This window comes from Sagittula sp. NFXS13 (assembly GCF_040148795.1).
Taxonomy (GTDB): domain Bacteria; phylum Pseudomonadota; class Alphaproteobacteria; order Rhodobacterales; family Rhodobacteraceae; genus Sagittula; species Sagittula marina.
Map to the genome: position 1 here is coordinate 1 of NZ_JAGEMH010000029.1, position 23,300 is coordinate 23,300.

Annotated in this window: 20 protein-coding genes and 7 pseudogenes; 11 read left to right on the plus strand and 16 right to left on the minus strand. The window is 54.9% G+C overall.

Annotated features, from left to right (window positions below; all coding sequences use genetic code 11):
- Nucleotides 1–203, minus strand: a 203-nt coding sequence (locus tag J4E08_RS23545; protein ID WP_349540593.1) for a hypothetical protein, incomplete at its 3' end; no start/stop codon positions are given.
- A gap of 292 nt (nt 204–495) precedes the next feature.
- Between J4E08_RS23545 and J4E08_RS23550 the strand changes: the two genes are divergently transcribed.
- Nucleotides 496–1,068: a sugar transferase gene (locus J4E08_RS23550; protein ID WP_502949314.1), complete on the plus strand. Its 573-nt coding sequence runs from the start codon at nt 496–498 to the stop codon at nt 1,066–1,068.
- Between the two features lie 194 nt (nt 1,069–1,262).
- Here J4E08_RS23550 and J4E08_RS23555 read toward each other — a convergent pair.
- Nucleotides 1,263–1,912, minus strand: a pseudogene (locus J4E08_RS23555) (transposase); the annotation flags it as partial.
- Between the two features lie 195 nt (nt 1,913–2,107).
- Here J4E08_RS23555 and J4E08_RS23560 point away from each other — a divergent pair.
- Nucleotides 2,108–3,247, plus strand: coding sequence for a glycosyltransferase family 4 protein (locus tag J4E08_RS23560; RefSeq protein WP_349540595.1), 1,140 nt, complete (start codon nt 2,108–2,110; stop codon nt 3,245–3,247).
- Nucleotides 3,248–3,258: 11 nt separating this feature from the next.
- Here the strand turns inward: J4E08_RS23560 and J4E08_RS23565 are convergent, their stop codons facing one another.
- From J4E08_RS23565 to J4E08_RS23590, 6 genes and pseudogenes are all read right to left on the minus strand, one after another.
- Nucleotides 3,259–4,314 (minus strand): EpsG family protein, encoded by a 1,056-nt coding sequence (locus J4E08_RS23565; protein ID WP_349540596.1) that lies wholly within the window; start codon nt 4,312–4,314, stop codon nt 3,259–3,261.
- Entirely contained in the window at nt 4,311–4,913 is a 603-nt protein-coding gene (locus tag J4E08_RS23570) for an acyltransferase (protein ID WP_349540597.1), read from the minus strand. The genes J4E08_RS23565 and J4E08_RS23570 overlap by 4 nt, the downstream gene beginning before the upstream one ends.
- Nucleotides 4,914–4,956: 43 nt before the next feature.
- On the minus strand, nt 4,957–5,838 hold the full coding sequence (locus J4E08_RS23575) for an ATP-grasp fold amidoligase family protein (RefSeq protein ID WP_349540598.1): 882 nt from the start codon (nt 5,836–5,838) through the stop codon (nt 4,957–4,959).
- Between the two features lie 27 nt (nt 5,839–5,865).
- A complete protein-coding gene (locus J4E08_RS23580; RefSeq protein WP_349540599.1) occupies nt 5,866–7,188 on the minus strand; it encodes an oligosaccharide flippase family protein in 1,323 nt (440 codons plus the stop codon).
- Nucleotides 7,155–8,165 (minus strand): SDR family NAD(P)-dependent oxidoreductase, encoded by a 1,011-nt coding sequence (locus tag J4E08_RS23585; protein ID WP_349540600.1) that lies wholly within the window; start codon nt 8,163–8,165, stop codon nt 7,155–7,157. Before J4E08_RS23585 ends, J4E08_RS23580 begins: the two co-directional genes overlap by 34 nt.
- Before the next feature lie 253 nt (nt 8,166–8,418).
- Nucleotides 8,419–9,154, minus strand: a pseudogene (locus tag J4E08_RS23590) (IS5 family transposase).
- A gap of 217 nt (nt 9,155–9,371) precedes the next feature.
- On the opposite strand from J4E08_RS23590, the gene rfbC reads away from it, so the two are divergent.
- The 4 genes from rfbC to rfbA are packed head-to-tail and all read left to right on the plus strand — an operon-like array spanning nt 9,372 to nt 12,781.
- Nucleotides 9,372–9,965, plus strand: a complete 594-nt coding sequence (rfbC, locus tag J4E08_RS23595; protein ID WP_349540601.1) for a dTDP-4-dehydrorhamnose 3,5-epimerase — start codon at nt 9,372–9,374, stop codon at nt 9,963–9,965.
- Nucleotides 9,962–11,011, plus strand: coding sequence for a dTDP-glucose 4,6-dehydratase (rfbB, locus tag J4E08_RS23600; RefSeq protein WP_349540602.1), 1,050 nt, complete (start codon nt 9,962–9,964; stop codon nt 11,009–11,011). Before rfbC ends, rfbB begins: the two co-directional genes overlap by 4 nt.
- A gap of 6 nt (nt 11,012–11,017) precedes the next feature.
- Nucleotides 11,018–11,866, plus strand: coding sequence for a dTDP-4-dehydrorhamnose reductase (gene rfbD, locus J4E08_RS23605; RefSeq protein WP_349540603.1), 849 nt, complete (start codon nt 11,018–11,020; stop codon nt 11,864–11,866).
- A 42-nt stretch (nt 11,867–11,908) separates the two neighbouring features.
- Nucleotides 11,909–12,781 carry a glucose-1-phosphate thymidylyltransferase RfbA gene (gene rfbA, locus J4E08_RS23610; protein ID WP_349540604.1) on the plus strand — a complete coding sequence of 291 codons (873 nt, stop codon included), beginning with the start codon at nt 11,909–11,911 and terminating at the stop codon, nt 12,779–12,781.
- A 137-nt stretch (nt 12,782–12,918) separates the two neighbouring features.
- Here rfbA and J4E08_RS23615 read toward each other — a convergent pair.
- Both J4E08_RS23615 and J4E08_RS23620 read right to left on the minus strand, forming a co-directional pair.
- Nucleotides 12,919–13,095: pseudogene (locus J4E08_RS23615) on the minus strand (transposase); the annotation flags it as partial.
- 166 nt (nt 13,096–13,261) lie between these two features.
- Nucleotides 13,262–14,217: pseudogene (locus J4E08_RS23620) on the minus strand (IS110 family RNA-guided transposase).
- 191 nt (nt 14,218–14,408) lie between these two features.
- Here J4E08_RS23620 and J4E08_RS23625 point away from each other — a divergent pair.
- Nucleotides 14,409–14,834: pseudogene (locus tag J4E08_RS23625) on the plus strand (transposase); the annotation flags it as partial.
- Nucleotides 14,835–14,886: 52 nt separating this feature from the next.
- On the opposite strand, the gene J4E08_RS23630 reads toward J4E08_RS23625, so the two are convergent.
- The 6 genes and pseudogenes from J4E08_RS23630 to J4E08_RS23655 all read right to left on the minus strand — a co-directional run bounded on the left by J4E08_RS23630 (nt 14,887) and on the right by J4E08_RS23655 (nt 21,966).
- A complete protein-coding gene (locus J4E08_RS23630; protein ID WP_349540605.1) occupies nt 14,887–15,072 on the minus strand; it encodes a transposase in 186 nt (61 codons plus the stop codon).
- 376 nt (nt 15,073–15,448) lie between these two features.
- Nucleotides 15,449–17,371, minus strand: coding sequence for a hypothetical protein (locus J4E08_RS23635; RefSeq protein WP_349540606.1), 1,923 nt, complete (start codon nt 17,369–17,371; stop codon nt 15,449–15,451).
- Between the two features lie 181 nt (nt 17,372–17,552).
- The gene (locus tag J4E08_RS23640) at nt 17,553–19,709 is read right to left on the minus strand and encodes a GumC family protein (RefSeq protein ID WP_349540607.1); all 2,157 of its coding nucleotides are present in this window, start codon (nt 19,707–19,709) and stop codon (nt 17,553–17,555) included.
- Nucleotides 19,710–19,867: 158 nt separating this feature from the next.
- Nucleotides 19,868–20,104 carry a hypothetical protein gene (locus J4E08_RS23645; RefSeq protein WP_349540608.1) on the minus strand — a complete coding sequence of 79 codons (237 nt, stop codon included), beginning with the start codon at nt 20,102–20,104 and terminating at the stop codon, nt 19,868–19,870.
- Between the two features lie 5 nt (nt 20,105–20,109).
- Nucleotides 20,110–20,511, minus strand: coding sequence for a hypothetical protein (locus tag J4E08_RS23650; RefSeq protein WP_349540609.1), 402 nt, complete (start codon nt 20,509–20,511; stop codon nt 20,110–20,112).
- A 338-nt stretch (nt 20,512–20,849) separates the two neighbouring features.
- Nucleotides 20,850–21,966 (minus strand): annotated as a pseudogene (locus J4E08_RS23655) (IS3 family transposase).
- 94 nt (nt 21,967–22,060) lie between these two features.
- Here J4E08_RS23655 and J4E08_RS23660 point away from each other — a divergent pair.
- The 4 genes and pseudogenes from J4E08_RS23660 to J4E08_RS23675 all read left to right on the plus strand — a co-directional run.
- Nucleotides 22,061–22,393, plus strand: coding sequence for a hypothetical protein (locus J4E08_RS23660; protein WP_349540611.1), 333 nt, complete (start codon nt 22,061–22,063; stop codon nt 22,391–22,393).
- A pseudogene (locus J4E08_RS23665) lies at nt 22,338–22,553 on the plus strand (transposase); the annotation flags it as partial. The gene J4E08_RS23660 and the pseudogene J4E08_RS23665, both read left to right, overlap by 56 nt.
- Nucleotides 22,554–22,601: 48 nt before the next feature.
- Entirely contained in the window at nt 22,602–22,919 is a 318-nt protein-coding gene (locus J4E08_RS23670) for a DUF1153 domain-containing protein (protein WP_349540610.1), read from the plus strand.
- Nucleotides 22,916–23,300 (plus strand): hypothetical protein (locus J4E08_RS23675; protein ID WP_502949313.1); only part of this gene is annotated, 385 nt, incomplete at its 3' end. The genes J4E08_RS23670 and J4E08_RS23675, both read left to right, overlap by 4 nt.

Below are 23,300 nucleotides of genomic sequence, written 5' to 3' on the forward strand. Positions count from 1 at the left end.
TGTTCTTTAACTGGGGCCGTTCTATAGGTTTCACTGCGCATGGCAAGGCGGCCGCTCTCACGCTTGATTGCGACGTGTGACACATCTTTACCCAACGCTTTGAGGAGCACCGCATGACGCCTTGTGTGATTTTCGATCTCGACGGAACCCTGGCCGACACCAGCACTGATTCGTGGTGTAGGCTGTCCTGAATGCATCCGCATTGCTGCCTCTTGGGTAGCCTGGTGCTTGGGAAGGTTGATAACGCGGTTTCTGAGGCGAATTTCCGCTGATTGAGCACGTTAGGATACATAATTTCCGGGCTAACTGCAGTACTTCATTTGGTTTGATCCACGCTCCTATTGAAAGGAAATGTTAATCTCTCTATGGGGTGAAAGGTGCCTTGTTCTTGGGCATGATTTTCTAGAGGGTAAGATTTTGGATACAACTATTTCAAATGGTCCGATCCCCGCCCGGACCGGTAAAGCACGGCTAGGTGGGTCTCCTATCTTTTTTTTGAACAAACGCATTTTTGATATCTTCATGAGCCTTCTTCTGCTGCCCCTTCTGGCCGTGGTCGCTGTGTTTTTGCTCATCTTGAATCCGTTCTACAACAAAGGGCGCTTGTTCTACACGCAACGCCGCATGGGGCGTGACTGTCAGCCTTTCACGGCTTTGAAGTTTCGTTCGATGATCGATGTGGCAGAGATCAGCCGCGATATGGATTGTCCTCTCGAAATCGACAGGATCACCAAGCTCGGTGGCTTCATGCGCAAATCGCGGATCGACGAGCTGCCCCAGGTCATCAATGTCCTCAAAGGCGACATGAGCCTGATCGGACCGCGCCCGGATTACTATGACCATGCAGTCAAATTTCTCAACGTGGTGCCGGGCTATAGGGAGCGCCATGCGGTGCGCCCCGGGATCAGTGGCCTTGCGCAGACTGAGCTAGGCTACATTGAAGGCGTTGAAGCTACCCGGCGCAAAGTCCGTGCTGACCTTATCTATATTGCTAAGACAAACTACCGCATGGAAGCCTGGATCTTCTGGCGGACACTTTCAGTGGTTGTCAACCGCGGCGGCGCTTAATTGAATGGCCTGATGCACTTTGAGCATCTTTTTAGAGCACCTTAAATTTTGCCCACGTCCGTTGCTACGGTCGAATTTGGCGGGATGAAACTGGCATTAAGCGGCTTTCTGGAGTGTTTGGCAACCTAGTCAGGGATCGTTTTGCCCGGTCACGGCGAGCTTCGGCGCCTTCGACTTGACGTCGATGCCCCGGATCATGCCGGGTTTGGTATCAGGCGATGTAGCTGGTGGGGTTTTTTTATGCCGACCTTCACCTTCGCGCACGCCATGCCGATCGGGCATATCAGCGTGCCGCCCGTGTCCTTGGTCTTCGCGTCGAAGATGTGCTCGCCCCGGGCGCGCACCGATGACTTGGTCCTGTTGCTGCCCTTGCCTTGTTTGGTCGGCGGCTTGCCCTGTATTGCCTTTCATCGGCAAATGATCCACTGCCTGAGAGGCGGCATCGCTGACATGATAGCGGCGAACCAGCTTGTTCTTGCGGTCCACATTCATGTGGTTTTTGTAGCTGTAGTGGGATTTTCCATGCTTCTTGCTCCAGCGCGCGTCAGTGTCCTTCTGCGACCGATTGGCGGGCTTACCGGCCCAGCCCGCTGGTGTGCTTCGCCGTTCTTGATCGCCTTGTTTTCATCTCCGGAATTGCGGTTGCGTGGCGCCGGCACAATGGAGGCATCCAAAATCTGTCCACCCTGCAAAATATAATCTTTCCGCGCCAGATCTCCGTCGAACTGATGGAACAGCACCCTCACCTTGCCCGCCTGCGCAAGCGTCTCGCGATATAGTAGACGATCTTGGCGTCAGGCACCCGGTCTGTAAGCCCAATGCAAAGGAAACGCAGGATCGCCAAGTGGCTTAAACGAGAACTTGGGGCGACACGAAACCGCGGCAGGTCCAACATGTTCCGAAGGCTTGCGCGTGGCAGGGAAGCGTCGTTGTCATTGTGGATAGCTGCTGATACACGGCCCGGGCGCGCCTGCTTGTTCAGATCTGCAGATTTAATCCAAGAACATATCGCTCACTAAAGACGTATCGAGGCCTTTTGATGACAAAAAAAATCATAGCCATTGGCTCCAACACCTCGCATTATGTCTGGCAAGCGCGGCGCAATTTGATCAAGTGCATTCAGGACGCCGGATATGATGTGGTCGTCCTGGCTCCGCGCGATGAATATTCTTCGCGCCTTGAAGGACTAGGGATTGGCCACTTCGCCTTACCGATGAGGATGAATAAAAATCCTGTGTCGGATTACCTACTTTATCGTCGGTTTGTAGAAGCTTTTCGGACGATCCGGCCACATGCTTATCTCGGCTACACAATCAAGCCGAACATCTACGGCAGCATGGCGGCTCAAAGGCTGGGCATCCCTGTGATTAACAACATCGCCGGTCTAGGAACAGTCTTCACATCGGATGGCGTAGTGACTCGCATCGTCAAACGCCTATACCGCGCCGCCCTCAAATCCTCAGCGCTAGTCTTTTTCCAGAACCCGGATGATCGCGCACTCTTCACCCGAAGAGGTATTGTTGCCCATGACCGTCACGACCTTCTGCCTGGCTCGGGTGTTGATCTAGAAAAATTCGAGTTCCGCCCATTGTCCGTGCCGAGCGGACACGATGGTCTACGCTTCCTGCTAGTTGCCCGCATGCTTTGGGACAAGGGAGTCGGTGAATTCGTCGAGGCAGCCCGGGCTCTTCGCATGCAACACGGCGAAAATATTCGGTTCTGCCTACTAGGTGGCATGGATATGGATAATCCAGACGCAATCTCTCAGAAACAGATGAATGCTTGGGTTGATGCTGGACACGTGGAGTATCTGGGATATTCCGATGATGTTCTCGGTGAAATCGAGAAGTCCGACTGCATCGTTCTACCATCTGCTTATCCGGAAGGCACGCCGCGGACCTTGCTTGAGGCCTCCGCCGTTGGGCGCCCGATCATCACCACCGATGCGCCCGGCTGTCGGACTGTGGTAGACGAAGGCCTGAATGGATATCTGTGCAAATTGCGTGACGCCGAAGATCTGAGTGAAAAAATCGCGCAGATCATAGCCCTTTCACCAGAGAAACGCAGGGAAATGGGATGTGCTGGGCGGCAGAAAATTGAACGTGAATTCGATGAGGCTATCGTGATCGGAAAGTATCTTGATGCCATCCGTGCACTGGACCGCAGCCCAAAACGCTGACTTTCAAAAGATCAGAAGCCGACCATTTTGTAGGGGACCCAGTAGTGTCGCGCCAGCGGGCTGCTGGAGAGCCAGTAAACTTGAGTGGTCGCCAAATACATAACTATGAGACCCGTCACTCCGGCGCGGAGAAGAAAACCGTGAAACCGTGCAATGAACATCGGGAAGAACAGGATCTGAATGGGCAGGAAATATTTGCCCACGCGGTCTATCACCACTACGGATGGGGATAACGGCAGCAAGACTACGCACAAGATAGCCGCCCAAGCAACCAGGGTCATCACCTTTCGGAACCTGGCCGGCAATTCGAGACGCGTTCCTAGATAAAGGAATGCTGCGGCCGGGGCGGCATTTAGCGCCAGTCGGATCAGCGCACCGCGCGAACCCGCCTCGGATTCTAGATAGCGCGACGTATAGATATCCATCCGGTCTGATTGCATTATGTACTGCAGCATCACAACGGCGATCAGCAGAAATGCTGGATAAAGTAGCATCCGGTTGCGTGTGATCAGCCCGATACCAAAACCGAGGAAGATTATACCTGTTCGGTGAAACAGCGCACTGATCAGGATGCAGATCAGAAAAGGCCTGACCTTATCCTCGGCGAGCAGCGCTAGGCCGATCAGGATAAATCCCAGCGCGGTGGCCTGCCGAACGTGGTCCATCGCCATAACCGTCACGATATGCGGCATTGTCACGGCCACAGCCAGCCATGGATAGGGTGTCTGTGCGGCGAACATCCCGATACCGACTGCCAAGACGGTTGCGCAGATCAAGAATACACCGGTGATACCGAAGCCGATCTGGCTGCAGATCCAGTTGAGCGCAGAATACCCCATGTCGGTAAAGCCGAGCGCAGCGCCCAGCGGCAGGCTGGAGATAACGTCATAAATGTAGTTGTACTGCAGCCAGTCCTTGCCAGTCTCAAACCGCAGCCCAATGAACAGCGAGAGCACTATGAGAAACAGCGAGAGCACGAACCAACCTATGGCCGTCACCCTACGGTCCATAGCTGTTGCGATCGCACCAGCATAGGGGAACAAACTGACGAAGAGGTAAGTCGTCATGGATAAAACGTACGAACGACTTTAGCCGGAACCCCGACCGCGAGAACCCCGGGCGGAATGTCTCTGGTCACCACGCTGGATGCACCGATGACGGTACCTTCTCCGATTGTCACGCCAGGCATTACGAGTACCCCAGTTCCCAGCCAGACATTGTCCTCAATCCGGATCGGAGCGGTCTCGCCAATGGTGTTGATCCGGTTCGCTGGCTCATCTGCACTTATATCATGTCCATGTCCGTCGATGATCTGGCACTGCGCCGCTATGAGACAATTACGACCGATTGTCACGCTGTCTTGGGCATGGATGCAACTTCCGTGTACTCTAGTGTTGCTTCCGATGGAAATCGTGGCACCGGGGCGATCAGCCATTAGTTTTACCCCACCATACATGCCCAAATGATAGCCGCGCGCCATCGAATTCAGATTTACGTCGTCCTCGATTATTAGGGTCGCTTTTGAATGAATGTCGATCAAGGCAACACCAAAAACGCGGACTCGTCGACCTACCTCGACATTTCGGCGTAGCCGATGCACAAAAAAAATCCCGGTCCCTAAGGCATATCCCAGGGCTCGAACCAAACGGTTCAACATTCCGAACATCATCATCTCATTTCACAGCATGGTTCTGCGGCACAGCTTCGTATCATGCGCCGTGCCTCAAATTTTTCGCTTTGGTTGCCGCGATGATTGCACCGAGATCAGCATCGGCAGCGGGAGGAACGAAGATCTCCGCTCCATTTCCAGGAAAGTAGGTCAGTTCTCCCAGTTTGAGCGCGCTGGAGAGAAAATAGAAGTCCACTCGCAAAAAACCAAAGCCCTGAGCCAGGCTTCTCGCTGTCTCCAAGGCCTCATCTAGTAGGGCAGGTTTCTCCGCCTTTATGGGATTACGCGGATACATCATCGAGAAATCAAGCAGGGTCCAGTCCGGTGTATAGAGCTGTCGTGTATGGTCTCCGAAGCGGTCAATATCGACTTGAATCACGAAAGGTTCACCATTGATACATGCGATCTTATAGTCTTTTGGGGGGGCGCCGTCCTCCCCCTTGAGCATTGGCTCAACTATGATCCGCCGAGGCAAATCCTTGTAATTATTTTCTCGGCTTCGAATATAATAATCTTCATGCAACCAGCTTTGAAAAAGCTTCAGGTCGGCTTCCGAAAAAGCCTTTCCGTTCTGTGCAGTGCGAATAATTGCAGCGCCACTGCCATGGGTCGACTTCGCAATCACGGTGCCCTCGAACGAGAAACCCCGGATCTCTTCTATGGTGTCAAAGACACCAACGGTTGGAACAATCAAGTGATCAAGTTTTTTTTCTGCGAGCCAAGTCTTGATCTCTGCCTTGTCTGTGGTGCGCCGAGCAAGCTCTATATCCCCTTGGAACTGCCATTTCTGGGCAAGAATAAATTCGTTAAAGGTCTGCGGCCGCTTTGGGTTCGGCCAGTATCCCAAGCGTTTGCGCGCGTTCAGAATAGAAATAGCGTTGTCCCAGAGATGACCTGTTGGAATGAAGTTTTGGAGGCGCATTGTATTACTCTCGAATAGTTGGAGCGATCAAAATTTAGGAGCGAGGCGGAAAAAAGATAAGCACAGGGTTCGACAGGCAAGCACGCGAAGAGCAAAAGACCACAAGATGATGGCAGACGCGCTAGCTATAGCCGCACCCAGAATTCCGAATATCGGGATGAGTGTCGCGTTTGCAGCCACGGTGTAGGCCCCAAAAATTGCGTAAATCCATGCGGCTTTAGACTGGTGCCCCTGCATGTACAACGCTTGGACCAGCGCGCCATTCGCTGCGGAAAGCAGGTTTGCCGAGCACAGGATAAGCATTACAGGATAACCGTCTAGATACTCCGGCCCAGCGAGATTGCGGATGATAAGCTCCCCGAACAGGAACAAGAACAGGAGAACAGCAGTCCCGAAAGCAATAGAAAACACAACGCTTTTTTGGAGATAGCGTGACAGTAATCTGGGCGCGCTGTCGGCCGTAGTCGTCGCGAGGTAGGGTGCATACAGATGCACTATCGCCTGCGATCCGAATGTCGTCAGTATCGCTGCCTGCGCAGCGATGCGGTAAATTCCGGCAGCTTCCTCGCTCTTCAAAGTTCCCAACAAGATCACGTCAATCTGGCGGTTGAAAATCAAAAGCCCTGTTACGATGGCAAACGGCGCAGCATGGCCAATCCAAACCGCCGAACTCATACGATTTTCAGGGGAGACTGGAAACAACCTCTTGAGCGTGGGCCGCGCCCAAAGCGCTCCCAGCAGGCAAACAGCAGCAACCGTTCCGACGTAAAGACCTGCAGCAATCTGCCAGCCTTGACTAGCCAATGTATCACCCAAAGCCGCAGCCAGCCCCATCGTGATCAGAGGTACCAAAACAGTGCCGACCATAATGGCGGCACTGGGCTGAAAACTACCGCGCAGGACGCCTTCCCAAAGGCCTGTTAGGCACATGAAAGGCAGCGCCAACCCGACTAGAGCCACGCTTGCCACAAAGGGATTTTCGATCCCGATCACGCGTGCCCCCCAAAGCCCTGCCAGCACCGCGGCTGCATAGAGAAGCGATAGCCGGATTCCAGCGGCAAGCATCGGCCCTGCCTGGTGCAGGCCGGCTGCCTCATGGGCAATGGCCACATGTTTGGTAATGAGCGTAGAAGCGCCGTTCTTAATGGGGATGGCAAGCAGCGTCGTCGTGGCAAGGCCAAAAGCAAAGAAACCGAACTGGGATGGCCCCATAATGCGCGCCAAAAGTATTGTCATGGCCGCTCCGGCTAAGGCTTCACAGCCTTTCAGGCTGAGCACCATGATGCCGCGCCGGGACCGCTTGAGTCTTGCCAACATTAGGCAATGACCTTGTAGTGTGTCCGATACCATTCGACGAACCGTGCGACACCTTCGCGTATGTTGGTTTCGGGCTGATAGCCTGTTAGGCGATGCAGAAGATCTGCATTGGCCCAAGTGGCTGGAACGTCGCCAAGCTGCATATCCATATAATTGCGCTGCGCCGTCCGACCTGTCGCCAGTTCGATGGCGTCGATGAACACCTCGAGGCGGACCTTTTCGGAATTACCGATGTTGACCACCCGCCAAGGGGCGACGGGTGACAGGCTGTCTCCGTCGACCCCGGTTTCGGACCCACCCGGCACTGTTTCTATCAGCAGATTAATACCTTGAACCAAATCCTCCACGTAGGTGAAGTCACGCCACATATCGCCGTCGTTGTAGACATCGATCGGCCTACCCTCGAGTATTGCCTTGGCGAACTTGAACAACGCCATGTCAGGGCGTCCCCATGGACCGTAAACGGTAAAGAAACGGAACATGGTGATTGGTAAACCGTTTATATGAGCCCAAGAATGCGCCATCACCTCGTTGGCCTTCTTGGTGGCCGCATAAAAGGACATCTGCGTGTCGGCCTTTTGGGTTTCAGCGTATGGCATTTCGGTGTTTGCGCCGTAGACGGAACTGGTCGAGGCCATCAGAAGATGCTTTGGACGCACTGCGAGGGCAGCTTCCATCACATTGAAGGTGCCGATGATGTTAGCTTCGACATAGGCGCGTGGATTGTTGATCGAGTATCGTACGCCAGCTTGGCCTGCGAGATGGATGATGGCATCGGGTTGCGCAACTTCGACGGCAGCATTCAGTGCGTCCGCGTCTTCGAGCAAGCCCACTGTGGCGGTGAACTCTGGCGATTGCCCCAGAATCGCGTGCCGGCACTGCTTCAGCGCGACATCATAGTAATCGGTAAGGCCGTCGTAGCCATGAACTTCCCACCCCTCGCGCAGCAAAAGTTGCGCGAGGTGGAAGCCGATGAATCCTGCAGTGCCTGTAATGAATGCGCGTTTCATGGTTTCCCTTCGTAAGCTTGCTTCGCTCCGTTGCCGTGGGGCCCCAAAGGTGACTACCCATCCCCTGACGACTGAAACAGCTCCAAAAACGTAGTGAAATCCGGATTAGGAAAACTCTCTGCAGTATGTGCCCATGCCGTTTGCACGGTGCCATCAATCATGTTATAGTCTAATGTGCAACCGGCATTTCTGGTCCCGGCAGCATTGAACCGCGCCGGGTTTGCCGTAGGCTGATTTGTCTTAGGGTCAGGGTTCATAGCCAATAGATGACGAGCGCAGCGAAGGTGATGGCCAAGAGGAACACCTTCGGGCGTCGGTCATAGCGGGTTGCGACGCACCGCCAATTCTTGAGCCTGCCGAACATGATATCGATGCGATTGCGCCGCTTGTACCGTCTCTTGTCGTATTTAACCGGGATTTTGCGCTTCTTTCGGCTAGAGATGCAAGCGCGTATCCCCCTGTTTTGCAACGATTATCTGAATCATTATGCACCATAGCCGCGATCCCCTAGCAGCCATTTCACGTTTGGCAGGCCGCTGAGCAGCGCCCGTGCGCCGACATAGTCGCTCACCTGACTGGCGGTGACGAACAGGTCTATCGGGCGTTCTTGACTGTCACAGGTGGCTCGCAGCTTGGTGTGCATTCCGCCCTTGGTTCGTCCGATCAGGCGGCCACGCCCCCTTTTTCGCGGCCATTCTGGTCGCGGCGCGGTGGGCCTTCAGATATGTCGCATCGGTCATCACAGGCTTTTCTTCACCGTGTTCCGCTGCCAACCCGACCAGTATCCGCGCGAAAATGCCTTTCTTACTCCAACATATCCATCGGCTGTAGAGGGTCTTGTGAGGACGATAAGCGGCAGCAGGCCAGCAAGAGCGTCTCGTCAACGCAAGCCAGTGCGATTGGTGAAGATAATCCCACATAACCCCCAGTCTGTCATCGACCCTTGGCTTGCCATGCGACTTCGTAAAGAAGGGTTGCAGCGGCGCCATTTGCGCGCCGGTCAGTCAGAAAAGGACGCTCATGTTACCGCTCCATTTTCAGAGTTGTGAAACAGGCGAAGCGACGGAAATCAATGGGTCCTGCCTCCAGCGGAGTTTGGCATTTAAGAAAGACCTAAAGTTTAGTAAGAAGCGATTAGTGTATTTTGTCCTCAAGCGTGTTTTGGATTTTTTTCGCCATGGCTCAAGATGATGGCAGGTATTGAATTTGCAGATTGAACAAACAGATCTCCCCGGCGTTCTGGTGCTGACCCCACGCCGTTTCGGGGACAGTCGTGGGTTTTTCTCGGAAAGCTGGAACCTCGCGCTCATGGTCAAACAGGGCCTTGATTTTGATTTCGTACAGGACAACCACTCGTTTAGCCGCCAGGCCAGCACTGTGCGTGGACTACATTTCCAATCGCCGCCCCACGCACAGGCCAAGCTAGTGCGTTGCGGCCGGGGAAGACTGTTCGATGTAGCGGTAGACATCCGCAAGGGCAGCCCAACCTATGGTCGCTGGATCGGAGAAGAGCTCTCTTTCGAGAACGGCAAGCAGTTGTTGATCCCAACCGGTTTTTTGCATGGTTTTATAACCCGCGAGCCCGACACGGAGATTATCTACAAGTGCTCCGGTTATTACGCCCCCGATTGTGATGGTGTGGTGCGCTTCGACGATCCTGATATCAGTATCGATTGGGGGCTGGACGGTGTAACGCCGTTGCTGTCGGAGAAGGATGACACGGCACCTTTTCTGAGGGAGGTTGATAGTCCCTTCACCTACTCCGCGCCTGATAAAGCAACCGAAGAGCGCGCCACATGAAGATCCTCGTGTCCGGTGGGGCCGGCTTCATTGGGTCGGCTGTGGTGCGCCTCGCAATGACTCGTGGCCACGCAGTGGTGAACCTAGACGCCCTGACATATGCTGCATGCCTCGACAATGTGGCGGAAGTAGCGCAGGATCCGCTTTACGCTTTCGAACTGGCTGACATCCGGGACCGCGCGGCACTGGATCGAATATTGTCGGATCACAAGCCCGACGTGATCATGCATCTAGCGGCAGAGTCGCACGTTGATCGTTCCATCGATGGCCCGGGTGATTTCATCGAAACCAATATCACTGGTACCTTCAACATGCTTGAGGCAGCACGAAAGTACTGGACCGATACCGGCAAACCCAAAGGTTTCCGCTTCCACCATATTTCCACTGACGAAGTTTTCGGCTCTCTTCCCGAAGATACCTCTGTACGATTCACCGAGGAGACGTCCTACGATCCGCGATCGCCCTACTCAGCCTCAAAAGCCAGTTCCGATCACTTGGTTCGAGCTTGGCACGAAACTTACGGCTTGCCCGTAGTGCTGACAAATTGCTCCAACAATTATGGTCCGTATCACTTCCCGGAAAAGTTGATCCCCGTGGTCATCTTGAATGCGTTGGCCGGGAAGCCATTGCCGATCTATGGGACCGGTGAGAATATTCGGGACTGGCTCTTCGTCGAGGACCATGCCGATGCTTTGCTGCTGGTAGTGGAAAAGGGCGCGCCGGGACGGTCTTATAATATCGGAGGGGAGAACGAGCGCACCAACCTCGAACTGGTGCGCGCACTCTGTACCATCCTTGACAGCCTGCAACCCAAGGTGAATGGCGGCTCCTACGCCGACCAGATCACCTTCGTTACCGACCGTCCTGGCCACGATGCGCGCTATGCTATCGACCCCTCGCGTATCCGAGATGAGCTGGGCTGGCGGCCCTCGGTCACCGTCAAGGAGGGCCTCGAACGGACCGTGCGGTGGTATCTCGACAACCGTGACTGGTGGATGAAACTCATGAAACGAGATGGTGTTGGGCAGCGCTTGGGTAAAGGGTAAAGGACGATGATCCTGGTATTTGGAAAAACTGGACAGGTGGCAATGGAACTGGCGCGCCGATTGCCGAATGCGCGCTTCCTGTCCCGGAATGATGTTGACCTTAAAGATGCAGAGGCCTGCGGTCGTATCATTCTGGAGAGCGATGCAGAGGCCGTCATCAATGCGGCTGCTTATACAGCCGTTGACAGAGCTGAAGAAGAAGAAGATCTCGTGACGACCGTCAACGGCATTTCGCCTATCGCCATGGCCGTTGCCTGCAATGAGAAGCGTATCCCCTTCCTTCATATCTCGACAGATTACGTGTTTGACGGCAGTGGTGAGACGCCCTTTACGGTGGAGGCTCCAACAGCGCCATTGGGCGCTTACGGACGCTCCAAGCTGGTCGGAGAAAAGGGAGTTCGGATGGCGGGCGGCATCACTGCCATTCTGCGCACATCTTGGATTGTGTCATCTTACGGCAATAACTTCGTCAAAACAATGCTGCGCTTGTCGGAGACCCGCGATCGCCTGACTATCGTGGCCGATCAGGTAGGCGGCCCGACCTGCGCCGCCGACATTGCCGAGGCCTGCATCACCATTGTGACGCAGCTGAAGACAGCCCCCGAGAAGAGCGGCACCTACCACTTCTCCGGGGGGCCTAATGTTAGCTGGGCTGAATTCGCTAGGGAAATATTTGCGCAGATGAGTAGGCAAGTCGAAGTCACCAATATTCCATCGAGCGCATATCCAACGTTGGCGAGGCGCCCCGGCAACTCGCGGCTGGATAATAGCGAGACTGAAGCGGTCTTCGGCATATCGCGCCCAGACTGGCGAAGAGGGCTGCGTGATATTCTGTCCGAACTTGACGGGCGCTGAGAAAGAATTTCGGCTCCGGCATTGATGAAAAGGAATTTCCAGATGAGTATGCGCAAGGGCATCATTCTTGCAGGTGGTTCAGGGACGCGCCTCTACCCCATTACAATGGGCGTCTCGAAGCAGCTCTTGCCCGTCTACGATAAGCCGATGATCTACTATCCGCTATCAGTTTTAATGCTGTCTGGTATCCGCGAGATCTGTATCATTACCACGCCACAGGATCAGGCGCAGTTCATCCGCACGCTCGGAGATGGTAGCCAGTGGGGACTCGACCTGACCTATATCGATCAGCCCTCACCTGATGGCTTGGCACAGGCATACCTGCTGGCTGAAGAGTTCCTCAATGGCGCGCCTTCGGCTATGGTGTTGGGCGACAACATCTTCTTTGGCCATGGTCTGCCCGATCATTTGGCAGCGGCAGATGCGCAGAGTACCGGTGGCACGGTCTTTGGCTATCGCGTGGCCGATCCCGAGCGATATGGCGTGGTGGATTTTGCCGCTGACGGTACTATCCACCAGATTATTGAAAAGCCTGAAACGCCACCATCGCAATATGCCGTCACGGGATTGTATTTCCTTGATGGGTCTGCGCCTGAACGTGCCCGAAAAGTGCAGCCTTCAGGGCGTGGCGAATTGGAGATTGTCAGTTTGTTGGAAAGCTACCTGCAGGATGGGCTGCTGAGCGTGCGCCAGATGGGCCGGGGCTATGCTTGGCTCGACACTGGGACACATGCATCGCTTCTGGATGCAGGTAACTTTGTGCGCACCTTGTCAGAGCGCCAAGGGCAGCAAGTGGGCTGTCCTGAAGAAATTGCCTTTGACAAGGAATGGATCGACCGTGATCAACTCATGGCTCAAGCGGAGGCGTTTCACAAAACCAGCTACGGGACATATTTGCTGCGTCTACTTGATTGATATTGCCCCTTGGACCTGTCGCGGTTTGATGCCGCTCCTTTGATAGCATTTACTGCAACAAAGGAGACTGACTATGGGACATGGAAGAATGGACGAATTCTGCAAAGATGCGATGCGCATTGCGCTAGGGGCAGGATTCATAACCAGTAAATGACGAGAGCGGCGAGAGCGATGGCAGAGAGGAATATCTTTGGGCAGGGGTCATAGCGTGTGGCGACGCGCCTCCAGTACCTGAGCCTGCCGAACATGATCTCTATGCGATTACGCCGCTTGTAGTATTTGACCGGTGTCTTGCGCTTCTTTCGGCCTGGGACTGACCTGCCACGGGATTTTCTCTCTACCATCGATTAGAGTCCGGCCCAACTTGAGGACGGACAATGAAGCGAACGAGATTCACGGACGAACAGATCATCCACTGCCCGGCAGGCGAATTCGCAGAATGCTGCCGAGTATCCGTGATGATCAAGCAGGTTCTGCAGCTCATTTCCGGTTGTCTCTCAGTAGTGCGTTCGCGAGGACGATGAGTTTTCGCAATGAGGAGGAAAAACAAACAACGTGGGGCGTTGTTTGTCTGACGAATGCGGTGAGAGCCACTTTTCGAGGCTTCCCGGCACTGACGAGGTCTTCAAACTTGGCCTTGGCGGAACTGTTGTGCTGGATGGCGCTGAGCGCTGGCATGAAGAGTGCCTGCCGAACAGAGCGTCGACCTCCCAGTATTCGTTCCTGACCTTGCCATTGCCCGGATTGGCGCGACACAGGAGCCAGCCCGGCCAAAGCAGCAGCTTCCTTTCCGGAAAGGCTGCCGAGCTCTGGCATGTCTGCGAGCAAGGCCGTCGCCGAAATACGTGAAATGCCGGGGATGCTTACGAGAATATTCAGGCGTTCCACCAGCCGGGCGTCAGAGGCGATGAGCGCCTGTACCGTGGCGTCCACACGCGCAATCTGCCGCTCGACCTGTGCCAACCGTTGCGTGAGAAGACGCCGCAGCATTGCCTGCCTTGCTGTCTTGAGCCGCGTCTTCGCTGCAGTCCGATCCTTGATTAGGCCACGGCGAAACACCAAGAGTTCGCGTAGATTGACGACGATTTCTGGTTCAACCGCAGTCGGTTCCAGTTGCAGGGCTGCCCCCATCCTGGCCAGCATTTCAGCGTCGAGCCTGTCCGTCTTCGCAACACGTCCAATTGCTTCCGCAAACCGTCGAGCCTACCGTGGATTGACCTTTGCAAAGGTCAATCCACGGCGTGACAACATAAGCTCGAGATCCCGGTGGTATGCGCAAGACGCTTCAAACACGATGACCGCCGCGACACGGGACGCCCATCGCACAAGAGCGGCCAATCCCGGGGCACCATTCGGAAATTGCAGGTGTTCGCCTCTCAATGAGCAATCGCATCAAGCATGGCCTTGGAAACGTCGACGCCGATTGTATGCTGCATAATGGATCTCCCACCTCGTCTTGTCATGCGGGCCCGCAACCCAGGTATCCGTTCAGGTTCGAAAAAACCGCGGGGGCGATCATACTCGGCAACGATCCCTGATGACCAAGAGGGGTACGATCCATCCCCCGCCGCCACGCCGACTTGCGCGATCTGCGTAGTGGCTCCCATCATGCAACGAGAGCTGGTAAATCCATAAGACAAGAGGGGGCATCCTGGCCAAGCACGAGGCAGGCGCGAAGTGCGCGGACCTGTGCCGCCAACACGGTATGTCGGAAGGCACCCTTTATAATTGGAAAGCCAAATTCGGCGGAATGACGGTGTCGGAGGCGAAGCGGCTGAAGACGCTCGAGGATGAGAGCGCCAGGCTGAGGAAGTTGCTGGCCGAGCAAATGCTCGATCTCGCAGCGATGAAGGAACTGATTTCAAAAAAGTGGTGACGCCTGCCGTGAAGCGCGAGGCGGTCGCGCATCTGAAGGCCCGGTTCGGGCTCTCGGAGCGGCGGCGTGCCGGATTGCCGGTGCGGATCGCAAGATGGTCCGCTACGCGGCGCGAGCTGTGAGCCGGACACTGTGCTGCGCGGGCGGTTGCGGGAGCTGGCCAACGAGCGGCGCAAAGACAGGTTCCTCGATTGCGGCTGCAGGCAGCATAAGCTTGCCCTTTTTAGCTTCACGTCGCCATGCCGAGAGTTGATTGGGGCAGAATGCCAAACCGCTCCGCCACGGCATTTACAGTCGCACCGGCTTCCAGAGACATCAAGACGGCCAAGGCCTTTGCCTCATCCGGCCACCGACGGTGGCCCGACGGATAGGTCTCGACGCCAAGTGATTTGAGAAACGAATTTGTAGCGCACATTGCGAAACGCACTCCCCATCATGAGATGGAGATCACCTCGCAGCCAAAGCCATCAGCAGCAACGTGGGGTCGAGACGGCGATTACGGTTCTCTTTCTGCAACTCCGCGATCTCTCGTGCGAGATCGGACTGGATCGTCGGTTTCTCAGGGTTGCGACGATCCAGCCCGATCCAGCGGTTCAGCGTTGATTAGCCAATCCCAAAACCTGTGGCCACTTGCTTGCGCGGTAGCCCGCTGGTCAAAGCTACGCGCGCCGCTTCTATACGAAATTCCTCGGTTGGTCGTTAGGCCATCTGTGTTCTCCTCTGCGACACGATACGTGGTCAAAAGAGCGGCACAAATCCGGGACAGGTCCAGAAGGCTTGCACGGAAGATGCTATCTTGCGATCCCGTAGTTTCGGATCACTGTCCTCAAGTTGTTGACCAGAGCGATCGCCGAATTCAGGTCCGTTGCCGCGTTAAGCAGGCTGCCCTGATCGACTGGGGCTTCGCCATAGACAGACAGCTTGCCGTCGTTTCGCCCATGCCATAGCGTCTTCCAAGTGTTGCCATTGTCGGCTGTGACCTCCATACGGACCTCGTTTCCAGGTGATGAAGGTGCCCCATTGTAGCGTAGGCGTGCGGTGGCCCCTGCCGTGCCCTCGTGAAATTCGAGCGCATGCTCGCAACCGCCGAAACCGTTCATCTTGATCTTACGACCACTACCGGAATTCACGTAGCCCAAAGACAGGTCGTTGTTCGGCGTCAACTGATGACCGCCAACCGACACAAAGTTGTGTAATTGGCTATTCATCCCGATTCCTTGCTCTAGGTCCGTATCTGTTCCCTGCTCGCCTAGAACGGCATAGATGCGGCTGGCCGTCGGGCCCAGATTGAGGTTCTTGAAGGCACCGACTTTTGGGTTTCCGCCGTCGATTTGCGAATTGTACTCCATATAGGTGCCAAACAGCTGCATGTTCGCACCGTTCTGGACGTAGATACCATTCATCTGGTTATAGCTGGCTTGGCCGCAGACAAAAAGATTGTTGTAGACAGCTTGGTTCACCCCTGACTTGCCGACAAGCAATTGATGCACCCCGTGCTCACCGTTCGAATCGAACTGACAAAGCTCGAACTTATTGGCGTTTGAATTGTCAGTAATTCGCATCCCGGAGCCGCCATTGCTCTTTGCCCAAACGTTCTGGAAGTCGGCGAAATAAACGGCCTGCTGGTTCGGCAAGCCCGAGCGTAGGACGATACCATGACTTGTAGCATGGTGGACGTGGACCTCGTTCATCGATAGCTTGCGCATAACGAGCAGGCCATTGACGCCGGGGGTAGTGACCGCTGTGGCATCAATCTCGACTCCGTTGATCCGCATCTGCGAAGTAAGTCCGCTGTCGTCATCACCCGACGCCACAATACATGCGTTCAGGCCGTCATAATTCGTGTATCCTGTCACCTTGATGATGGTCCGCTTCCGCCCTTGACCCAAGATGCTAACATTTTCCCTCAAATGCAGATGGTCGACCGTAATGGTTTCGACCGGCAGATGGATCTCGCCGGAGGTTGAGTTGGCGATAGCTCGGTGCAGTTCGTCGCCGTAATGGGCAGGTCGGACACGTCCAAAGGGCCGCAACCCGTCGATGCCAAGGTCACCCGTCGCGCTTTCTGAACCGATGGCCGCATGGTCGACAGCATAGCTCAGCCCGTCCATTACGACAATCGTGCCATCAGGATTGCTGGCAGCGGCGGCGGCAGAGCGTTCGCTGCGGCGACTGAGGTCGATCAGCTTTACGCCGCCAGCAGTCTGGTAGTCAAACGTCGTCGAATCTGCACTTGCAATCGAATAACGCTGCCCAGTTTCAGCGATATCTAAAATCTCGTTTTCCACAGCCCGATCACGCCAATAGGACGTGGAATAGGACAGCGTTTCATTGCTCAGAAGATTACTGAGCTGGCGGAATCCACGGGCAGCACCGACATCTGCTCCTCCCTTGATTGCGACGCTTTCGATCCGGGTCAGCACATTGTCAATCTCATCGGTAATTACGACGGTATAAATCCCCTCAATAACACTACAGGGCGAGAAATTCCCCTCACTGTCGGAACTCATTGGATTCGCAACGGTCAGCGTCAGGTCCGAATCCTCGAATAGCGCTGCAAGGGTCTCTGTTTCATGGATATAAACGTAGCGCTTCGCATGAGGTACCGGGTTGCCCAAGGCGTCCAAGGCCCGATTGACGTTTCTTGCGAATGGGACTTGGTTTCCTTCGCCATCCAATGGAGTGCCCGCACCGTCGTAATAGAGTATTCCCATCTTGTGACCTCTTGCATTTTTCAGTCTCTGAAAGGGCCACTGCGCATGCAATACTCCGAAGCCTAAATGGTGCGAGAGAACGACACGCACGGACAGTGCCCGGCGAATGCCGAGACTGTCCTTCGAAGAGGTTAATCAAAGAAGACAGCGCCGTACGCTGCCTGCAACAAGCTTGTCAGTGTCAGTTGTTATAATATCCCTGACCATATTGCGAATAAGCGCCATATTGGCCGCCGTAGCCATATCGCTGCATACCCTTGGGATCGATCTGCGACAGAACGAAACCGGTGATGCTCACCCCAATCGAAGCGAACTCTTTCTGTCCCTCTAGAATCTGGCTCTTCATCGTAGCGTCCCACTGGACTGTATAGATGACAGCATCGGCATGGGCCGCAATGATCCGCGCATCCGGTACCACCAAAACAGGCGGCGTATCAATAATGATGAAGTCATAGGCATCGCGAAGAACCGTTATAAATTGCCCAAACCGTTCAGATGCAAATATATCAGCTGCGTTGGCCCGCAGACGCCCACCCATAAGCAGGTCGAAACCAAAGTTGGGATCGCGCGTGATCACTTCCTCGAGGGGCTTCTCATCGATCAGGGCTGCTACCAGCCCGTCGGTATGCTCGGTCTCGAAATAATCGCCCAGCGTCTGGCGGCGCAGGTCACCTTCGACGAGCAACACCCGTTTTCCCAAGTCTGCAAAGTTGTTCGCCAGGGCAACCGCATGGGTGGTCTTGCCTTCACCGGGACGCGAAGATGTCGAAATGATGAGCTGCGGCGACTTGTCCAAGTTCGACATCAAGATGGATGTACGTAGGTTTCTGATCGCTTCTGCCGCCGCGGAGGTCGGGTTGGCGATGAGGTACCTGACGATATCCGTCCGGGAACGACCGGAAATCTTTGGAATTTGGGCGAAAACCATGGTTCCCGTAGCCTGTTCGAGATCTCGCGCCAGACGAAATCCCTGATGCAACATCGGCTGCAATAGCACGATCACGATACCGACAATACAACCCAGCATAAGGCCAATGATGATGATGATGCTCTTGCGAGGCGCGATGAGCTGTCCCCGTGTCGCCGACGCAAGAATACGGCTGTCCGCTTGCTGCAACCCGATCTGGACTGAGGTTTCCTTCAATCTTGCCAAGAAGGTCTCGTAGAGAACGCGTGTGGCATCTGCCTCCCGGCCCAGCTGCGTCAATTCCAGAAGGTCCGAATTCTGTCGCTCGATCTCATTTTCCAGATCCTGCAGCGCAGCATCCAAGGATGCCTTCTGTTCCAAATTTTGGTCTATCTCGTTCTGACGTTGTTTTATCAGCGTTGCGACTCGAGTGTCGAACATGGCCTCGGCATCGGTTTCCCCCGCTTGAACAGCCGGCAAGAGATTCCTCAGGGTGGCGTCACCGAGCCCTGTGGCCAAGGCCCTACGATCACTAACCTCTTCCAAGCTGGCCAAGGCAGCCTGCTGCTGCGTTATGCTGGATGTAACATTCAGTGAACGTGACCGAAGATCCTTTGCCCGAACGCGGAGGACTTCGAGAGCTTCCTGACTGATCAGTTCAGTCTCGGCGCGCACAGCCTCGATTGAGTCTTCTTTGGCCTTGAGCTCCATTTCGAGTTCTTGGACACGCTTCGAAAGGAAATCTACCGCATATTCAGTTGCGGCAAACTTGTTCTGCACCTGATCTTCGAGATACAATTCTGCTAACTTGTTGGCGATGTTTGCAGATTTCTCCGCGTCTCCGGTCGTGACCGTAATCCTAAGGATATAGGTATTGCGGTTGGACGAAGCCACGATGGAACTATCCAAGGCTTCCGTAACCGCAAAGATGACCTCATCTTCGGACTGGACTGAGACCTCTTGGTTGGAAACACCGTATAGGCTTCGCACCAGCCACTTGGCCTTGGTCATAAGGCCTTGCTCTCCTAGAAACGGATTAAACTCCGGATCTGATACCAGATCAAGATCCATGATCATCTGTTCGATCAGAGGCCGCGACTTGATGATCGCCAGTTCGGTATTGATGGCGGCTTCGTCTGTGGAAGCCCCAGACATGATGCTGTCGAAATTTACGACTTGCTGATTACCGATCTGGAGCGCCATCTGGGTCGTAGCCCGATATTCTGGCGTAGCGATCCGGAAGGCGTAGAAACCTGCCAGCACCGCCGAAACTAGCATGAACAGCAAAATCATCATCCTGCGGTGCCACAGGATGCGGGCTACATTCAGAAGATCGATAGTGTCATTGGAGGCGTCAGTCTTCGGACCAAAGTTCTTTGGCTGGTCGTGTCGTTCGACCGATCCGAAATTGTCTTGGGGGGCTCTGTTCAAAATAGGTCTCCTCTCGAGACCGGATCCACTCGTCACGGGATGTAGTAACATTCATCCCGGGTCTTTGTAATCCGATTTCTATGGCGGGGGGATTTGTGCTCACGACTGCCAGCCAACGGAACAGATCAGAAGCTCCGATGGCCAATGCTGTCATTAACCTAGGAGCCTGCGGCCTGAGTAGCTTCGGCAGTGTAAATAGTGCGTAGGTTGGCCATGCAGGGATCTATTCCGGAGGCAATGCGCCCATCCGGCCCCATACCGTTAGAGACGCGCTCTACATCTGCGCCGACTTTCCCGCACGGGGCAGCGATCTTGTTGATGAAGGAGATGACCTTGGTGAAAAGGAGGGCGTCTGTCGCGAATTCGATCACTTTTGCGGACTCGAAATAGGTCATGATGATCAGAAAATCTTACAGGTAGAAGGGCGGTAGATAATAGGCATAACTTGTTCAGCGCGCTTCGTTACGACGCGGTCAAATTTCACGGAATCATCGATAGCAGAGCCTTCGCGCAGGAATTCCGGGTTAGAAACTACATCTAAGTCCAGCGGCACGAACGATTTTGTGATCACTGCCAGATAATCCAACGCAACCTCTGAGGTTTCCCCCGCGGCAGTCATGACGCGGGTTAGATCGGTGTGGCCATTACTAAGCCGAGTTGGAGTGCCTGCAGAGATTAATGCCCCGTCTGCATCCTCAATTGCAACACCGAGATCGAGGGCGCAGGACAAGAGTTCGGCCTCTACATTCCTATGCATCGGTACGTCTAACCCTGGCTCATAGATAGGAACTTGATAGCTCATAAGTGTTTTGATCTTGCAGGGTTTCTTGTCAACGCAGACAACTTAGTCTCCAAAGTCCGAAAGGCATGCACTTGACACCACGCCCACATAGTTGGGCAGAACATCGTAATATTCATTTGAAATCTCCTAAAAAACCGGGAAATTTTGAGCGTGATTTGCTGTTATGGGACATGATTGTCAACGCCCATAGTCTAATTATCCAAGATCATTCCGCCGACATTCGCGTGATGGCAGCTGACCTGCCACAGGATTTTTCCTCCACCGTCGATTAGAGGCCGACCCAACTTTGCTCTGCTTCCCAAGGCCGGACCGCCCTTGGCGAGAGTTTTCCGCCTCGATCAGGGTGACAGGCTAGTGATGGCCCCCCCCCCCCCCGATTTCGTCAGCGTGATCGGGGCTTTGTTGCCGATCGCACTGTGCGGCCGTTCCTCCTTAAAGTATCTACGCCAAGCCTCCAACTTTTTCGGCCGCATCTTCAAGCGTAAAGAACCAGTGCGCGTTCAGACATTCGGTCCTGAACCTACCATTAAACGCTTCGATGAAGGTATTGTCTGTTTGCTTGCCTGGTAGTGAGAAGTCGAGCGTGACGCCGCGTTGATAGGCCCAGAGGTCCATGTGGCAGGAGATGAACTCGCTGCCCCGCTCGACCCGGATCGTCTCGGGGTAGCCCGATCTTCAGCATACTCGGTCCAGCGTGGTGACCACGTTTCCACCCCCCGATAGCTGTATCGTGTGTCGAGCACCGGAACGTAGCGGGGCAACGTGTCCACGACCGTCAGAATCCGAAGTTTCTTGCCCGTTGCCAGCTGGTCATGGACAAAATCCATTGCCCAGACATCGTTCGGCCCAACGGCGTCGGCGCGGTCGTCGCGAAGCTTCGCCTTTACCCGCCGCCGTTTCGGCGTCTCGTTCCCTAGTTGCACGTACAACCACCTGTAAATGCTATGTAATTTCTTGACTTTTATGCCCCAGCCCTCACGGTCCAGAAGCACGCGAACCCGGCGATAGCCGTAACGAACCAGTGTTTCGCAGATCTCCCTGACCCGCTTCTCCACGGCAGCCTGGTCGGCACGGCGGGATTTGTAGTGGAACGTTGACCGGTCAAATCTGATGGGGTCACACGCCGTCCGGATCGAGACCGCCCAATCGCTGCACATCCCGCGAACAAGCTCGCGCACCCGACCAAGCCTCAGATCTTGCGCCGGATGACATCCTGCAACATCTCGTGGTCCAGCGTCAGGTCTGCCACGATCTTCTTCAACCGACTGTTCTCACCCTCGAGCTGCTTCAGCCGCTTCATATCGGTCGGCAGCAAGCCACATAATTCTTCTTCCAGTTGAAATAGGTCGCCTGGCTGATGCTTGCCTTACGGCATATCTCAGCGACCAGCGCGCCTTCCTCGCCCTGCTTGATGATGAACGCCTTTTGCGCGTCCGAAAACCATGATGCCTTCATGTGATTCCGCTCCTCTCCCAGCCGGAAAACGTAGCGGAAAACTCCAACTGCAAACGGTCCAGAAGCCGGGGATCAGATCAAGGGGAGACCGACTATGACCGATACCATTGTTACACAGGCCGAGCCTGCTTTGGTGGCGATAGACATCGCAAAAGTCCGCCATAAAATTTTGCTCTCGGTTCCGGGTAAAAAACGCTGCCGCCATCTGAACGTTCTGAACCAGTGCGACTACTTCAACAGATTGATCACCACACTCTCGGATTGCAACCAACCGGTCCGCGCAGCCTTTGAGGGCGAAGCAGGTGGAGTGCCCCCACTGAAGTGGTCCACCTTTTGGAATATAATTATCCCGTTTTCAGAAGAACGACGAGATGGCTGGCAAACGAGAGAAGCCCGAGGATATCGTGCTGAAACTGCGACAAGTTGAGGTGCTGCAAGGACAAGACAGTTCGGTTCAGGAGGCTGTGCGGCAGGTCGGTGTGACGGTTCAGACTTACTATCGATGGCGCAAGCAATATGGCGGGATGAGCCGCGATCAGCTCAAGCGGCTTAAGGAGTTGGAGACCAAAAATAACCGGCTCAGACGTGTATCGACCCACTGAAAACCTGCTCATGCTACAAAGGAGAACGTAGCCATGAGGAAGATGATGGACGACAGCATCAAACGGTGGACGGCGAAGCGTAAGACAGCGCTCGTCATCGAGATCATCCAAGGCAAGACGACCGTGTCCGAGGCAAGCCGGTCCTTCGACCTGACGCCCTCCGAGATCGAGGGCTGGGTTGAGGATGCCAAGCGCGGCATGGAGAACTCGCTGCGCGCCAACCCGCTCGACATCCGCGAGCAATACGAGAAGCAGCTCCGGCACCTGCAGGAAGCCTATGGAGAGGTGATGCTGGAGCTCCGGGCGCGAAAAAAGCTGCAGGCCCTGCTGGATGCGCAGGACGGGAATTGATCCGTCGCATCCAGCAGGGCCTCATTGCCGAGGGCGCCGTTGTGTCGGTCGCCAAGCTGTGTGCCTGGTTCGGCATCCCGAGGCGGACGGTCTACTACAAGCCGGTGAAGGCTGCGCCTAAAGTCGAGGCCCGCTTTTGCGAGCCGATCAAGAAGCTGATCGAGGAAGAGCCGTCCTTTGGTTATCGGACCGTGGCTTGGCTCTTGGGGTTCAACAAGAACACCGTGCAGCGGATCTTCCAGATCAAGGGCTGGCCCCTCTTGTCTTATGGATTTACCAGCTCTCGTTGCATGATGGGAGCCACTACGCAGATCGCGCAAATCGGCGTGGTGGCGGGGGATGGGTCGTACCCCTCTTGGTCGTCAGGGATCGTTGCCGAGT

Bases quoted from the DNA above. Each gene is read 5' to 3' on its own strand.
- J4E08_RS23650 (WP_349540609.1), bottom strand. From the start codon at position 20,511: ATGAGCTATCAAGTTCCTATCTATGAGCCAGGGTTAGACGTACCGATG.
- J4E08_RS23585 (WP_349540600.1), bottom strand. From the start codon at position 8,165: ATGAAACGCGCATTCATTACAGGCACTGCAGGATTCATCGGCTTCCAC.
- rfbB (WP_349540602.1), top strand. From the start codon at position 9,962: ATGAAGATCCTCGTGTCCGGTGGGGCCGGCTTCATTGGGTCGGCTGTG.
- J4E08_RS23575 (WP_349540598.1), bottom strand. From the start codon at position 5,838: ATGCGCCTCCAAAACTTCATTCCAACAGGTCATCTCTGGGACAACGCT.
- J4E08_RS23580 (WP_349540599.1), bottom strand. From the start codon at position 7,188: ATGGTATCGGACACACTACAAGGTCATTGCCTAATGTTGGCAAGACTC.
- J4E08_RS23645 (WP_349540608.1), bottom strand. From the start codon at position 20,104: ATGACCTATTTCGAGTCCGCAAAAGTGATCGAATTCGCGACAGACGCC.
- J4E08_RS23635 (WP_349540606.1), bottom strand. From the start codon at position 17,371: ATGGGAATACTCTATTACGACGGTGCGGGCACTCCATTGGATGGCGAA.
- J4E08_RS23670 (WP_349540610.1), top strand. From the start codon at position 22,602: ATGAGGAAGATGATGGACGACAGCATCAAACGGTGGACGGCGAAGCGT.
- J4E08_RS23570 (WP_349540597.1), bottom strand. From the start codon at position 4,913: ATGTTCGGAATGTTGAACCGTTTGGTTCGAGCCCTGGGATATGCCTTA.
- J4E08_RS23560 (WP_349540595.1), top strand. From the start codon at position 2,108: ATGACAAAAAAAATCATAGCCATTGGCTCCAACACCTCGCATTATGTC.
- J4E08_RS23565 (WP_349540596.1), bottom strand. From the start codon at position 4,314: ATGACGACTTACCTCTTCGTCAGTTTGTTCCCCTATGCTGGTGCGATC.
- J4E08_RS23630 (WP_349540605.1), bottom strand. From the start codon at position 15,072: ATGTGCGCTACAAATTCGTTTCTCAAATCACTTGGCGTCGAGACCTAT.
- rfbD (WP_349540603.1), top strand. From the start codon at position 11,018: ATGATCCTGGTATTTGGAAAAACTGGACAGGTGGCAATGGAACTGGCG.
- J4E08_RS23660 (WP_349540611.1), top strand. From the start codon at position 22,061: ATGACCGATACCATTGTTACACAGGCCGAGCCTGCTTTGGTGGCGATA.
- rfbA (WP_349540604.1), top strand. From the start codon at position 11,909: ATGAGTATGCGCAAGGGCATCATTCTTGCAGGTGGTTCAGGGACGCGC.